The sequence below is a fragment of the Bradyrhizobium sp. genome, from assembly GCF_016219575.1.
In the GTDB taxonomy this organism is placed as follows: domain Bacteria; phylum Pseudomonadota; class Alphaproteobacteria; order Rhizobiales; family Xanthobacteraceae; genus Bradyrhizobium.
Genome location: NZ_JACRMG010000009.1, coordinates 1,159,986 through 1,174,151, shown reverse-complemented (window position 1 = coordinate 1,174,151; position 14,166 = coordinate 1,159,986). Strand labels below are relative to the sequence as shown.

At 64.2% G+C, this 14,166-nt stretch carries 8 protein-coding genes and 1 tRNA gene; 8 read left to right on the top strand and 1 reads right to left on the bottom strand.

Features of this window, described 5'->3' with window-relative positions:
* Window positions 1–1,305 carry a multicopper oxidase domain-containing protein gene (locus tag HZB49_RS10655; RefSeq protein WP_291610874.1) on the bottom strand — a complete coding sequence of 435 codons (1,305 nt, stop codon included), beginning with the start codon at window positions 1,303–1,305 and terminating at the stop codon, window positions 1–3.
* A 152-nt stretch (window positions 1,306–1,457) separates the two neighbouring features.
* Between HZB49_RS10655 and HZB49_RS10650 the strand changes: the two genes are divergently transcribed.
* From HZB49_RS10650 to clpX, 8 genes are all read left to right on the top strand, one after another.
* Window positions 1,458–1,542, top strand: a tRNA-Leu gene (locus tag HZB49_RS10650).
* Between the two features lie 159 nt (window positions 1,543–1,701).
* Window positions 1,702–3,063, top strand: coding sequence for a trigger factor (gene tig / locus HZB49_RS10645; RefSeq protein WP_291610872.1), 1,362 nt, complete (start codon window positions 1,702–1,704; stop codon window positions 3,061–3,063).
* 276 nt (window positions 3,064–3,339) lie between these two features.
* A complete protein-coding gene (locus tag HZB49_RS10640) occupies window positions 3,340–3,975 on the top strand; it encodes an ATP-dependent Clp protease proteolytic subunit (protein ID WP_291610870.1) in 636 nt (211 codons plus the stop codon).
* Window positions 3,976–4,148: 173 nt separating this feature from the next.
* Window positions 4,149–7,469 carry a CHAT domain-containing tetratricopeptide repeat protein gene (locus HZB49_RS10635; RefSeq protein WP_291610868.1) on the top strand — a complete coding sequence of 1,107 codons (3,321 nt, stop codon included), beginning with the start codon at window positions 4,149–4,151 and terminating at the stop codon, window positions 7,467–7,469.
* A gap of 24 nt (window positions 7,470–7,493) precedes the next feature.
* Complete coding sequence (locus HZB49_RS10630) at window positions 7,494–10,919, top strand: CHAT domain-containing protein (RefSeq protein WP_291610867.1); 3,426 nt, start codon at window positions 7,494–7,496, stop codon at window positions 10,917–10,919.
* Window positions 10,920–10,966: 47 nt separating this feature from the next.
* Window positions 10,967–11,416 (top strand): hypothetical protein, encoded by a 450-nt coding sequence (locus HZB49_RS10625; protein WP_291610866.1) that lies wholly within the window; start codon window positions 10,967–10,969, stop codon window positions 11,414–11,416.
* A 211-nt stretch (window positions 11,417–11,627) separates the two neighbouring features.
* Window positions 11,628–12,395, top strand: coding sequence for a hypothetical protein (locus HZB49_RS10620; protein ID WP_291610864.1), 768 nt, complete (start codon window positions 11,628–11,630; stop codon window positions 12,393–12,395).
* 338 nt (window positions 12,396–12,733) lie between these two features.
* Window positions 12,734–14,008, top strand: a complete 1,275-nt coding sequence (clpX, locus tag HZB49_RS10615) for an ATP-dependent Clp protease ATP-binding subunit ClpX (RefSeq protein ID WP_291610863.1) — start codon at window positions 12,734–12,736, stop codon at window positions 14,006–14,008.
* Window positions 14,009–14,166 lie beyond the last annotated feature (158 nt).

Genomic DNA, 14,166 nt, shown 5'->3' with positions numbered 1-14,166 from the left:
TTACTCAACCGCGTACCATCGCACGAAGCGCGGTGCCGCCCAATCGGTCGCGACGGATTCGATCAGCCAGTGCCCGGCATGTTCGGCGGAAAAGGCGATGCGCTGGGTCTGACCGGGCTCGATCGCCAGCGTATCGAGCCAGAACGGCTTCCAGCCGTCGTCAAGCCGGTCGAGCAGGCGGAAATGGTGGCCGTGCAGACGAAAGACGGTGGCGACCTCGGTGCGGTTGGTCAGGGCGAGCACGACGGTGCGCCCGGCCTTGGCGCGGAAGGCCGGCTGTAGCGAGATGGCAATGCTTGCGGTTGCAATCCACTCAGGCCCGTTCAACGCGAGATCGGCGCGGAGCGCATTCTTGAGATCAAGCCGCGCCGGCAGCCCGTTGGACGGCAACGGAGGAGGAGGCGGCAGCGGTGCCGCACGCGCGGGCGGGTCGCGCGAGACGATGATGAAACCGATTGTCCGGGCCTGCTTGCCTTCATGAAGCAGGATCTTGAGGTTCGAGCCCGGCGGGGCGGTCACGTCGACAAAGGCGTCGACCCGGCTGCCCGGAGCCAGTACCAGCGCGCCGTTGCGGGCCAGGAATGGCTCGGCCGGCTGGCTGTCGATCGCCATGACCGTGACGTCGACCGATTCCAGTTTCAGCGCGATGACGCTGCGCCGGCTGCCGTTGATGAAGCGAAGTCGGAGGCGCTCATTGGACCGGGCTGAAAAGTCCGGTGAGGGCTTCCCGTTAAGTGTGTAGGAGACCATGGTTTCGGTTGCGTCCGTGCCCGGCACGGCCGCCCTCCCGTCTGCCCGTAACCGCCATTCCTCGACCAGGAGCACCTCGTCGCGATCGACGCTGACGGGCTCGCTTTCGGCGACCACCACGGGCTTGCCTCGCGCCGGCAGCGCATCCTTAACCTCCAGCAGGCTCATGTCGCACAGGAAGGTCCCGGCGTGACGCAATGGAATCCGGACTTTTTCCCAGCCTGCCGCTGCCAGCAGCCGGCGGCCGATGAGCGGCTCGATGGCCGGAACCCCGTCGATCCCGCGCCAATCGAGACCCGCAGGGACCGTCAGGTCATTGGCGAACTCCAGCTGCAGATTGTCGCCGCGGCGAAAGCGCAGCTCCGGGGCGTCGAGCAACCAGACCGGCGTTTCCGGACCTCCGGAACGGAGGTTCAGGCTTCCCTGGCGAGCCCTGATGGCGACGGCTGGGCTTCCCTGCGCGACGCTTCCGCCGGGCAGCAGCAGGCCGAGCGAGGTCGCCCCGATCCCCGCCATCAGCTCGCGCCGGTCCATCCGCGAAATCTGCCTTGCCATGAGCCCGATCCGGACCATTTTTGAGCTGGAATGTCCAGTTGCGGCGCATTGGCCCAATGCGGCCGGGACGGGCCATTTTTTTGCTGCGAAGCTGCGGCTGCATGCTATAAGCCGCCGCCCGCGGCATCGCGGCCGGACCACTGATGTTATCAGCGGGCGTGGCGGAACTGGTAGACGCGCTGGATTTAGGTTCCAGTGACGAAAGTTGTGGGGGTTCGAGTCCCTCCGCCCGCACCAAGCGCTTTCAGGCGTTTGCCCGACGATTTCCGGCGGACCTCTTTTCCCGAACGGGGATATTGGTTCGCCAAACCACTGGCGCAGGCCAAGACGGCCGGGCGCCGAACATTTTGACAATCTCGGCTCGCAAGAGCCGGACGAACGCGGAAGAAGACGACGATGCAGGTCACTGAAACCCTTTCCGAGGGACTGAAGCACGAATTCAAGGTCAGCGTTCCCGCGACCGATCTCGACGCCAAGGCGGACGCGCGCCTCGTCGATCTCAAGGACAAGGTCCGCCTCAACGGCTTCCGTCCGGGCAAGGTGCCGGTGGCGCATCTGAAGAAGATCTATGGCCGCTCGGTCATGGCCGAGACCATCGACGAGACCATCCGCGACGCCAACAACAAGATTTTCAACGAGCGTGGCTTCCGCCTGGCTTCCGAGCCCAAGGTGACGATGCCGACCGAAGCAAAGGAAGTCGAAGAGCTCCTGTCGGGCAAGAGCGATCTGACCTACACGGTTGCGATCGAGGTGGTGCCGCCGATCGTGCTCGCCGACTTCAAGAGCTTCACTGTCGAAAAGCCCGTGGTCGACGTGCTGGATGGCGACGTCGATGACGCGATCAAGCGCATCGCCGATCAGAGCCGTCCCTTTGCGGCGAGGGCCGAGGGCGCCAAGGCCGAGAGCGGCGACCGCGTCACCATCAATTTCAAGGGCACCATCGACGGCGTCGCCTTCGACGGCGGCACCGGCGAGGGCATCCAGCTCGTGATCGGTTCGGGTCAGTTCATCCCGGGCTTCGAGGACCAGATGATCGGCATCGGCGTCGGCGAGACCCGCACGATCAAGGTGTCCTTCCCCAAGAACTATGCGAGCGAAAAGCTCGCCGGCCAGCCGGCCGAGTTCGAGACTACGGCGACGGCGATCGAAGCGCCGGGCGAGACCGTGATCGACGACGAATTCGCCAAGTCGCTTGGCCTCGAATCGCTCGACAAGCTGAAGGAAGCCGCCCGCGACCGCCTGAAGGCCGAATTCGCCGGCGCGATCCGCCAGCGCGTCAAGCGCGCGCTGCTCGACCGCCTCGACGAGAGCCACAGATTCGAGGCGCCGCCGTCGCTGGTCGCCGAGGAATTCAATCTGATGTGGAATTCGATCAAGGCCGAGATGGAATCGAGCGGCAAGAGCTTTGCCGACGAGAACACCACCGAAGAGGCGGCTAAGGAAGAGTACCAGAAGATTGCCGACCGCCGCGTCCGCCTCGGGCTCGTGCTCTCGGAGATCGGCGAGAAGAACAAGATCACCGTCACCGAAGACGAGGTCAGCCGCGCCGTGATCGAGCGCGCCCGCTCGATGCCGGGCCGCGAAAAGGAAGTCTGGGACTATTATCGCAACAATGCCAATGCGCTCGCCCAGCTTCGTGCACCGATCTATGAGGACAAGGTTGTCGACTTCCTGCTCGAGCTCGCCAATGTGACCGAGAAGAAGCTCAGCCGCGAGGAGCTCTTCAAGGAAGAGGAAGACGAGAAGACTGCCGCCTGATTGCAGCGTTTTCAAGCGAAGTGGATACCGGTTCGCGTGAAGAAAGCGCGTCAAATCAAGAATCTAGGGCTTCGGTTCTGATTCGATCAGAACCGAAGCTCTGGCAGTTAAGGATGAACGGCGAAACCGGCCCGGCGGCGGCATCCGTCGCTAGGCCTTCGGTTCCGAATCAGCTTGAACTGGTACGCGTATCCGGCCGGCGGCCCGGCCTTGCCGGCCGGAATTTCGGCCATATCTCTTCGAACAGTCCTTCTCTGGCATCACTCAAGGTGACTCATGCGCGATCCCGTTGAAACCTACATGAACCTCGTGCCGATGGTGGTCGAGCAGACCAATCGCGGTGAACGCGCCTACGACATTTTCTCGCGCCTCCTGAAGGAGCGCATCATCTTCGTGACCGGTCCGGTCGAGGACGGCATGTCGACGCTGGTCGTCGCCCAGCTGCTGTTCCTGGAGGCCGACAACCCGAAGAAGGAAATCTCGATGTACATCAACTCGCCGGGCGGCGTGGTGACGTCGGGCCTTGCGATCTACGACACCATGCAGTTCATCCGCCCGCCGGTGTCGACGCTGTGCACGGGGCAGGCGGCCTCGATGGGCTCGCTCTTGCTCGCGGCCGGTGAAAAGGACATGCGCTTCTCGCTGCCGAACTCCCGCATCATGGTGCACCAGCCCTCCGGCGGCTTCCAGGGCCAGGCCACCGACATCATGCTGCACGCCCAGGAGATCCTGAATCTCAAGAAGCGTCTCAACGAGATCTACGTGAAGCACACCGGCCAGACCTACAAGGCGATCGAGGATGCGCTGGAGCGCGACAAGTTCCTCACCGCCGATGACGCCAAGGCGTTCGGTCTCGTCGACAAGGTGATCGACAAGCGCCCTGAAGACCCCGCTTCAGCAAAAGCGGCGTAACACAACGCATGGTTGCCCTTTGGCGAAGCGTCAGCGAGCCTGACGTGGAACCTGCGGTTCCATCCTGTGTGATGTGATCAAGATGTGATCCAGCGCGCTGCTTGACCGCGCTGGATTCTTTGTCCTCAATTACCCGCTTTGAAGTGCGCGATCATTTCATCGCGGGGGTCATTATGGATGCTGGACGAATTGCCGCAGTAGCTGTTTTCCTGCTTGCCGTGGCTCCTGCCTCGGCCGCCAATCCCAAGCAGGTGATCGAAGGCTGTCGCGAGAGCGTCGGCAGGCCCATCGTGGTGGCGTGCATGCGCGGCGGCGGCAGCCGCGAAGCCTGCTTCGAGAAGGCCAAGCCAAAGGTGCAGGCCTGCGTCCAGGCGGCGATGGAGAAATCGTTGCCGAAGGCGGCTGCAAAGCCTGAGGAGGCGCCTACCGCAGCCGATATCGCCAAGGTCGCACCGGTGAGCCTGGTCGCGCCGCCGCGCACGGTCTCCGACATTACGGCCATCCTCGATCAGCAGAAGCCCGATGCCGCGCGCACGGAGCAATTGCGGGCGACCGCGGATGCGGCCGTGCCTGACAATCTGAAGGGGCTTCAACTCGCCGATTTCCATTACAAGCGCGGGCAGGCGAGGGCGCAGCTCGGCCGCAACGAAGAAGCGCTGGCCGATGCGGAACTCGCCGTCAGCAACGGCAAGGGGGCCGACTATCACGCCGTCCTCAGCCGCTACGAGCAGTTCCTCATGCGCCGGCTCCGCGACGCCGGCCAGCACAAGCGCGCCAACGAGATCGTCACGAGCCAAGTGGCGGCCTTCTCCACCAAGGGCAAGGGCAGGTTGTACGGTCTGAATTTCGGCTTCCTCTCCGGTGCGATCCGCAACGGCGACATCAACGCTGCGGAGGGCTATGCCGCGCGCAATCGCACCATGCTCGCGGAGGACAGACGCCGGCCGAACTTCCCGATCTACGGCGCGAACTGGCAGGCCTATGTCCACGACGGCGACGCGCGCGTGGCGGAAGCGCGCGGCCAATACGCCGAGGCCGAAGCGAACTACCGGAAGGCCGCAGCGTCCTATCTCGAGTCGCTGAAATATCTCGCCCAATGGGAGAGCAAGCCGCCGGAAGGCGAAATCGAGCGAGCGGCCGATTGGGCGCTTGCGCTGGAGGGCCGGGTCAAGGTGAGGCAGGGCCGTGTCGGCGAGGGCGAAGCCGACGTTCGCCGCGCACTGCTGAACCGTCTCGGCAAGTCCGGCAAGTACCACGTCGATACCGCCGGCGTTCTCAGCGTCCTGGTCTTTGTCGTGCAGGAGCAGGGCCGCTACCAGGACGCCGAACAGTTGCAGCGCCAGGTGATCGACATCTACACGGGGCTCGGCTATCCCGCCGAATCCGGTGTCATGGTCAGCGCCCAATCCTACCTTGCGCAGATCATCAGTCTGCAACGGCGCTATGACGAGGCCAGCAAGCTCTACGACCAGATCGACGTCTGGACCGCCAAGTGGGAGCCGAAGCGGCGCGAGGCGATCACGAGCGGTCTGTCGCGGGTCTCGGTCTTGTTGACCCAGGGCGACGCCGCCAACGCGCTCGAGATCGCGCAGCGCACGTATGAGCGCGAACGCAGCCGGTCGGGCGACAAGAGCCACATTACGGCGGTGGCGCGCGGCTTTTATGCGATTGCCCTGGCGCGGGCGTCCAAACCCGCGGAAGCGCTGCAGGCCTTCAAGGAGTCATTGCCCGTTCTGCTGACCCCGACAGGGGGCGGTGACGATGACAGCGGCGCCACCGCGGCGGCGCGCGAGGGGCGAACGCGGTTCGTTCTCGAAGGGTATCTGCGCGTACTTGCGGTCAATCCGGCGCTGGCGGGTCCGAACGTGGCGGAGGAGACCTTCGGCTTTGCCGACCTGCTGCGCGGGCAGGCGGTGCAGCGGGCGCTGCAGGCTTCATCGGCGCGCTCGGCGACCGACAATCCGGAACTCGCCAATCTGATCCGCGCCTCGCAGGACGGCGAAAAGAAGATCGGCGCCGCGGTGGCCGCGCTGAACAATATGTTGTCGTTGCCGCCGGAAGAGCGCGACGAGAAGGCCGTCAAGGCGATCCAGGCAGAGATCAATTCGCTGCAGAATGCCCGCGCGCAGGCGCTCAAGAACATCGCGCAAAAGTTCCCGCAATACGGCAACCTCGTGAACCCGCCGCCGCCGGCGGTCGCCGACCTGCAGAAGCAACTCGCAGACGACGAGGCGATGCTGTCGTTCTATTTCGGCCGCTTCGACAGCTTTGTGTGGGTTACGAGAAGAGATGGCCCCGTCAAGTTCTCCCGCCTCGGGATCACGCTCGGCGATCTCAATTCCAAGGTCACCAAGCTGCGCGAGGCGCTGGAGCCGAAGGCGGCGATGATCTCGGACATCCCGCCGTTCGATGTAGGGTTGGCTTCCGAACTCTACGGATCGCTGCTCAAGGGAACCGAGGCCGACTGGAAGCCGGCGAAGAACCTGATCGTCGTGACCAATGGTGCGCTCGGCCTGCTGCCGCTGTCGCTGCTGCCGACGGCGCCGGCGGAGATCAAGAAGGACGACGATCCGCTGTTCTCGAGCTACCGCAACGTGCCGTGGCTGGCCCGCACGCACGCGGTCACCGTGGTGCCTTCGGTCTCCGCGCTGCAAACCCTGCGCAAGCTGCCGGCAGGCAAGACGACGCGGCAGGAACTGATCGCGTTCGGCGATCCCTGGTTCAACAAGGATCAGGCCGAGGAGGCAGGCAAGCCGGAAAAGCCGGTGCAGGTCGCGGATACCTCCGCCGCCATGCGCGGCAAGCCGTTGAAGCGGCGCAACAGCCCGCAGCTCGACGATGCCGACAAGGCCGATATCGGCATGCTGCCGCGGCTGCCCGACACCGCGGACGAGCTGCGTTCGATTGCGCTGGCGCTGCAGGCCGATCCGACCAAGGTGCTCAACCTCGGCAAGGACGCCAACGAGAAGGCGGTGAAGTCGGCCGACCTGTCCGGCTTCAAGATCGTTGCCTTCGCCACCCACGGCCTGGTGCCCGGCGAACTCGACGGTCTGACCCAGCCGGCGCTGGCGCTGTCGGCGCCATCGGTGTCCGGAGGCGAGGGCGACGGGCTCCTGACGATGGAGGAAATCCTGTCGCTCAAGCTCGATGCCGATTGGGTCGTGCTCTCGGCGTGCAACACCGGCGCCGGAGCCGGCGCGGGCGCGGAGGCCGCATCAGGCCTCGGCCGCGCCTTCTTCTACGCGGGAACGCGTGCGCTGCTGGTCACCAACTGGTCGGTGCATTCGCAGTCCGCGAAGGATTTGATCACCGACCTGTTCAAGCGGCAGGCCGACGATCCCAGGCTGACGCGGGGTGAGGCGCTGCGCCAGGCGATGGTAGCGCTGATGGACGGCAAGGGTTTTGTTGACGCGTCGGGCAATACCGAGTTCACCTACGCCCATCCGCTGTTCTGGGCGCCGTACACGATTATCGGCGACGGCGGGAGGCGATAGGCGTGCAAGAGCAGGGGGGGTATCATGAGCACAACACGTCAAGCTTCCGCAACTTCGGCGTTGAAGTCGCGCCTGGTGGCCGGCCTCGGACCCGCAGCCGGCCTTCTGGTGTTTGCATCGCTCTCCGCGCCGAATGCCGCCCTTGCGCTGACGGTGGATGAGGCCCGGGAAAATTGCCGCAACACGGTCGGCCGGCCGATCGTGCAGGCGTGCATGGGAGGACAAAAAGGCGACGGGCCGGCGCTCGAGGCCTGTCGCGCAAAGGCTTCGCCCACCGTCAGGGCTTGCGTGATGGCGGCAATGAACAAGGCCCATGGCCGCGCCAATGTGGCGGTCTCGATCGATGACGGCAAGGCCAAGAAGGAAGCGGTCAACCTCAGCAACGCGCTGCCGGCAGGCTTCGTGCCGCCGCCGCGATCGATCGCCGACATTGCGGCGATTCTCGACAACGAGAAACCGGATCCGGCGACGCTCGCAAGACTCAAGGAGGAAGCCGACGCCGAACCGGAAGCCGGATTGTCGGTCGCCGACCTTGCCGAGTTCTACTACGACCGAGGTCAGGCGCGCAGGCTGCTGGGACGTGCCGACGCAATGGCCGATGGCGAGAAAGCCCTGAGCGTGGCGCGCAAGGGCGTCGAGGCCCAACAGTTCAACACGATCAGGCAATTTATCGCCGTTCAGCACCAGACGACCGGGAATCTCAAGGAAGCGATCGCGATTCTCCAGCAGATGATTCGCGAGACGCAGAACCTGCAGGGGCAGGGTGGCTGGATATTCACGGCCAGCGAGAACGTCATGCAGGCGCTGATCCTGAGCGGAGATATCCAGCAGGCCGAGGGGTATCTGCGGCGAATGCAGGCCTACCTCGTCGAGGTACGGACAAGTGGTCACCCAGGCAAGCGTCAAGCCTATGCACAAAGAGGGCGAAGCTGGGAGGGGCACTTCGAGAGTGGACGTGCGATCATCCTCGAAGCGCGCGGCCAGTATCGTGAGGCGGAAGCTACCTACAAGAGGTCGGCCGATTATCGCGTCGCGGCGATCCCGGACCTGAAGAAGCTCGACTACAACGCGCCCGAATCGCAGCTCCGTTTGATCGCGGATCGACAGCTGCTGAATGTCGCTCGGATGAAGGCCAAGCAGGGGCGGCTTGCCGAGGCCGAAGTGGATGCGCGGGCCGTGCTGCTGACGCGCCTGAAGGCGCAGGGCAAGTACAATCCGCTGACGCCCCAGTTTGTCATGGGCCTTGCCGGCATCTTGATCGAGCAGGGCCGCTATCGCGATGCAGAAACGTTGATCCGCTCGGCGCTCGACATCCAACGTACTGTCGGGATCGGTGACGACAGCCAGTACAGTGCGCAGATCCTGTCGCAGCTCGGCGGCGTGTTGAGTTTTCAGGGCAAGCAGGCGGATGCGGCGCGAATTTACGCGGAACTGGACAAGGCGATTGCCAATTGGGAGCCCGGACGCAAACAGGTGCTGGAATTGAACGGATCGCGGATCGCGGCCCTCTACGCGTCGGGCCAGATCGGGGCCGGACTTTCAGCCGCGCAAGATCTGTTGAAGCGCGAACTCAGCCGCGTCGGCGAGCGGCACTTTGATACAGCGGCCGCCCGCGGCACGCTGGCAATTGGTTACGCCTTCGCAGGCAAGGATTCAGAAGCGATCCGGGAGTTCAAGGCGGCGATCCCGATCCTGATGGCGGCGCAGCGCGAGAACGCCGACGATGACGACGAAACGGTGAGCGCGGCGCGCAGCCAGCGGCTGCAGGCGATCGTGGAGGCCTATATCGGCCTGCTCGCCAAATCCGGCGACGCGCACGCTTCACTCGAAGCGTTTGCGCTGGCCGATGCGATCCGCGGCCGGTCGGTGCAGAAGGCGCTGTCGGCTTCCAGCGCCCGCAGCGTGGCGAAGGACCCGGCGCTGGCGGAGCTCGTGCGCAAGGAGCAGGATCTTGGCAAGCAGATCAACGCCCAGCTCGGCGCGCTGAACAATGCGCTCGCCTCGAACACGCGCGACGAGAGCGTGGTCGGCGCGACCAAGGCCTCGATCGACAAGCTGCGCGTCGACCGCGTGAAGGTGCGCGAGGACATCGCCAAGCGCTTCCCGAGCTATGCCGAGCTGATCGATCCGAAGCCGCCGACGGTGGAGCAAATCAGGGAGGCGCTCACTTCCGGCGAAGCCATGCTGTCGTTCTATTTCGGCCGCTCCGGCAGCTTTGTCTGGGCGGTGCCGAAGGACGGGCAGGTGGCATTTGCGGCGATCGACGCCTCCTCCGGCGATATCGAGAGCAAGGTGCGCAAGTTGCGTGAGGCGCTGGAGCCGAATGCGGCGATGATCGCCGACATTCCGGCGTTCGATGTGGAACTCGGGCACGAGCTCTATTCGCTGCTACTGAAGCCGGTCGAGTCCGGCTGGAAGCAGTCGAAGAGCCTGATCGTGGTGACCAATGGCGGGCTCGGCCTGTTGCCGCTGTCGCTATTGCCGACGGCGCCCGCGCAACTCGAGACCAATGAGGACGTCTTGTTCGCCAGCTACCGCAAGGTGCCATGGCTGGCGCGCAGCCATGCGGTGACGATGGTGCCGTCCTCGGCGGCGCTGCGCACCCTGCGGGGCCTGCCGCCCGGCAAGCCGGAGCGCAGCGAGCTGATCGCCTTCGGTGATCCCTACTTCTCGCCGGAGCAGCAGGACGAGGCGATCAAGCAGCTGAAGGTAGCGGACGCCTCCGCCAGTCCGCAGCTGGCTGCCACGACTCGCGGCGTTCCGCTCCTGCGGCGCAACTCGCCGAAGCTGGACGGCGTGGACAGCGCCGAGCTGGCGCTGCTGCCGCGACTGCCGGATACCGCGGATGAATTGAAGTCGATCGCGCTGGCGCTGCAGGCCGATCCCAGCAAGGTGCTCCACCTCGGCAAGGACGCCAATGAGCGGAATGTCAAAACCACCGATCTCTCGGGCTTCAAGGTGCTGGCATTCGCCACCCATGGCCTGGTGCCGGGCGAGCTCAACGGGTTGACCCAGCCGGCGCTGGCGCTGTCGGCGCCGGCGGTGTCGGGCGCGGAGGGCGATGGCCTCCTGACCATGGAGGAAATCCTGGCGCTGAAGCTCGATGCGGATTGGGTGGTTCTGTCGGCCTGCAACACCGGCGCCGGATCGGGAGCGGGGGCAGAGGCGGCGTCCGGACTTGGCCGCGCCTTCTTCTATGCGGGCACGCGGGCGCTTCTGGTCACCAACTGGTCGGTGCATTCGCAGTCGGCCCGCGAACTCGTCACCGACCTGTTCAGGCGCCAGTCTGCCGACAAGAATGTCGCCCGCGGCGAGGCGCTGCGTCAGGCCATGATGGCGATGCAGGAAGGTCCGGGCTACACGGACGCATCCGGCAAAACCGAGTTCGCCTACGCCCATCCGCTGTTCTGGGCGCCCTACACGATCATCGGCGACGGAGGACGTCGTTGACCTCCAACGGAATCGAACCATAATTGCAATGATCAGAGAGCATTTCGATGTTTAGCAAATCGGCGAGATTTCTCCAGAGCGCACTCCTTTCAACCGCCGTCGCCCTGCCGGTGTCGGCACAGGCAGCGGCGCTGATCACGGCAGAGGAGGCGGCGCTGCCCGTCATGAAGGGCGCGGTGGCGACTTCAAACCGCGGCATCACCCGCGGCCCGAAGATCACGGTGACGGAGGACGCTGCGGCCAAGTCGCCGATACGCTTCCAGGTCAAATTTCAGCCGCTGGGCGGCTCGAACATCGACGTCGACGGTGTGAAGGTCATCTATCTGAAGCAGCCCAACGTCGATCTCACGCCGCGCGTGAAGCCGTTCGTGCAGCCGACAGGCATCGACATGCCGGATGCGCAACTGCCGCCCGGGGATCACCTGGTGCGGGTCGACGTCAAGGATTCGGAGGGGCGGGTGTCGACCACCAGCTTCATGCTCAAGATCGCGCCCTGATGCAATGTCCGTTCTGCCTCTCGGAAAAGGACGAACAGGCCCCGGTCTGCGCGAACTGCGGCCGCGATACGGCGGTGCCGGAGGCGCTACTCGCCGAGCGGGCGGAGCTCCTGCAGAAGCGCGATAAGCTTCGGGTCGAACTGGAACGTGCACAGGCACGGCTTGCAACAAAAGGCGGGCGGCTGTCCCGCTCCCGTCCGGCGTAGCCGCGATGGAATGCCCGTTCTGCGCCGAGACCATCAAGGACGAAGCCACCGTCTGCAAGCATTGCAGCCGCGATCTGCGGGTCGTCATTCCCGTCATCCATGAAATCCAGGACGTCGTCGCCGAGCTCGACCGGCTGCAGCGGCGGCTCGACCAGGTCAACACGTCGCTGGCGATGTTCGACCGCCCGGTGCGGTTCCTGTTCCTCAACGGCGGCATCTACGTAGTGCTGCCGGCTTTGCTGCTGATTGCCGCGCACTACCTTGTGGTGATGAAGTTCGACTGGCCGTTGCTCTATCTGCGGATCGCATCGTTCCTCATCCCGCTGCCGTTCGGCATGGCGGCTTATGCGCTCAGCAGAATCGGATTTCGCGGCGCATTCGGGCTCGGCGCGCTGACGGCGGCGCTGAGCGTGTTGGGCATGTTGTCGGTCGTGTCCTATGTGGATGGAACGCCGATCTTGCCGGCGAACTTTCGCGAGTGGCGGGAAACCGTGGAATACGGGTTGAGCATCGCGCTCAGCTTCCTCACCGGCAACATTCTCGTGATTCTGGTGCTGTGGCTGCTGCCGAACACCATTGCGTCAGGCGGAAAACCGTCCGCTGCGGCGTACCGTGCGGCACGCATGTTGGGACAGCATGTCGGCGAAGACACCATGCGCAGACGGGCGCGCCGCATCCAGGACCTGATGCAGACCGTCGGTCCGCTTGCCGGCGTCGTCGCGACCGCTGCGGGATCGATCTATACCGGCCTGAAGGGGATGCTTGGTCCCTGAAATGTGCGGAAAGTTCCGGTTTCGGTCCCATTTTCGTGGTAAACGCGCAACGCTTATCCGATTTCGACAAAACCGCCCGAAAACCGGGTGCAAATCACGGTATTGTCACGGTGTCCGGAACGGGCTCGGTTAGCGAATTCTTGATAGTCGGGTGTCAGCATGGTTGGCTGTATGGGATCAGTTATGATCGCAGGAGAATCGAATAAACCGTGATTCGCACGGGATGTACTGCGTGAGGCCTTTTTTGGTACGGGATTTGCTCTATCTAAGCCCAGAAGCCCGGCATGTGCCGGAACGGGCCGATCGAGCAAGTGTTCGAACGGCGGACGGAGACAGGAATGAGTAAGGTCGGCACGAGCGACTCGAAGAACACGCTGTATTGCTCGTTCTGCGGCAAGAGCCAGCACGAAGTCCGCAAACTGATTGCAGGTCCCACGGTCTTCATCTGCGACGAATGCGTCGAACTCTGCATGGACATCATCCGCGAGGAGAACAAGTCCTCGCTGGTCAAGTCGCGCGACGGAATTCCGACCCCGAAGGAAATCTGCAAGGTGCTGGACGATTACGTGATCGGCCAGGGCCATGCCAAGAAGGTGCTCTCGGTCGCCGTTCACAACCACTACAAGCGGCTCAACCACCAGACCAAGCACAACGACGTGGAGCTGGCGAAGTCCAACATCCTGCTGATCGGTCCGACCGGTTCGGGCAAGACGCTGCTGGCGCAGACGCTGGCGCGCATCCTCGACGTGCCCTTCACGATGGCGGATGCGACGACGCTGACCGAAGCCGGCTATGTCGGCGAGGACGTCGAGAACATCATTTTGAAGCTGTTGCAGGCCGCCGACTACAATGTCGAGCGCGCGCAGCGCGGCATCGTCTATATCGACGAAATCGACAAGATCAGCCGCAAGTCCGACAACCCCTCGATCACCCGCGACGTGTCGGGCGAGGGTGTGCAGCAGGCCCTTCTGAAGATCATGGAAGGCACGGTGGCTTCGGTGCCCCCGCAGGGCGGCCGCAAGCATCCGCAGCAGGAATTCCTGCAGGTGGACACCACGAACATCCTGTTCATCTGCGGCGGCGCGTTCTCGGGCCTGGAGAAGATCATCTCCGCGCGCGGCCGTTCGACCTCGATCGGCTTTGCGGCGCAGGTGCTGGCGCCGGAAGACCGTCGCACCGGCGAAATCTTCCGCCATGTCGAGCCGGAGGATCTGCTCAAGTACGGCCTGATCCCGGAATTCGTCGGCCGTCTGCCCGTCGTCGCTACGCTGGAAGACCTCGACGAGGCCTCGCTGAAGAAGATCCTCACCGATCCCAAGAACGCGCTGGTCAAGCAGTACCAGCGGCTGTTCGAGATGGAGAACATCGACCTGACCTTCGCCGACGAGGCGCTTGGCGCGGTCGCCCGCAAGGCGATCGAGCGCAAGACCGGCGCGCGGGGCCTGCGTTCGATCCTGGAGAGCATCTTGCTCGAGACCATGTTCGACCTCCCGGGCCTGGAAGGCGTCGAGGAAGTCGTCATCTCGCGCGAAGTGGTCGAGGGAACCGCGCGTCCGCTCTACATCTACGCGGACCGTTCCGACCGCGCGGTGGAAAGCTCGCAGAGCGCCTGATCGCGGCGCCGCTGAAAGCCTCTTCCAGCCTCAAAACCGGGTGCTGCGGGCGCTTCCCGCAGCCGGTAACAGCGTAAGCGTTGCTGCGCGTTAGGCCCGATTTGCGGGCTTTTTTCAGTGACTTGACACCCCCGTACCCGATAGCCACCTAATGTTAA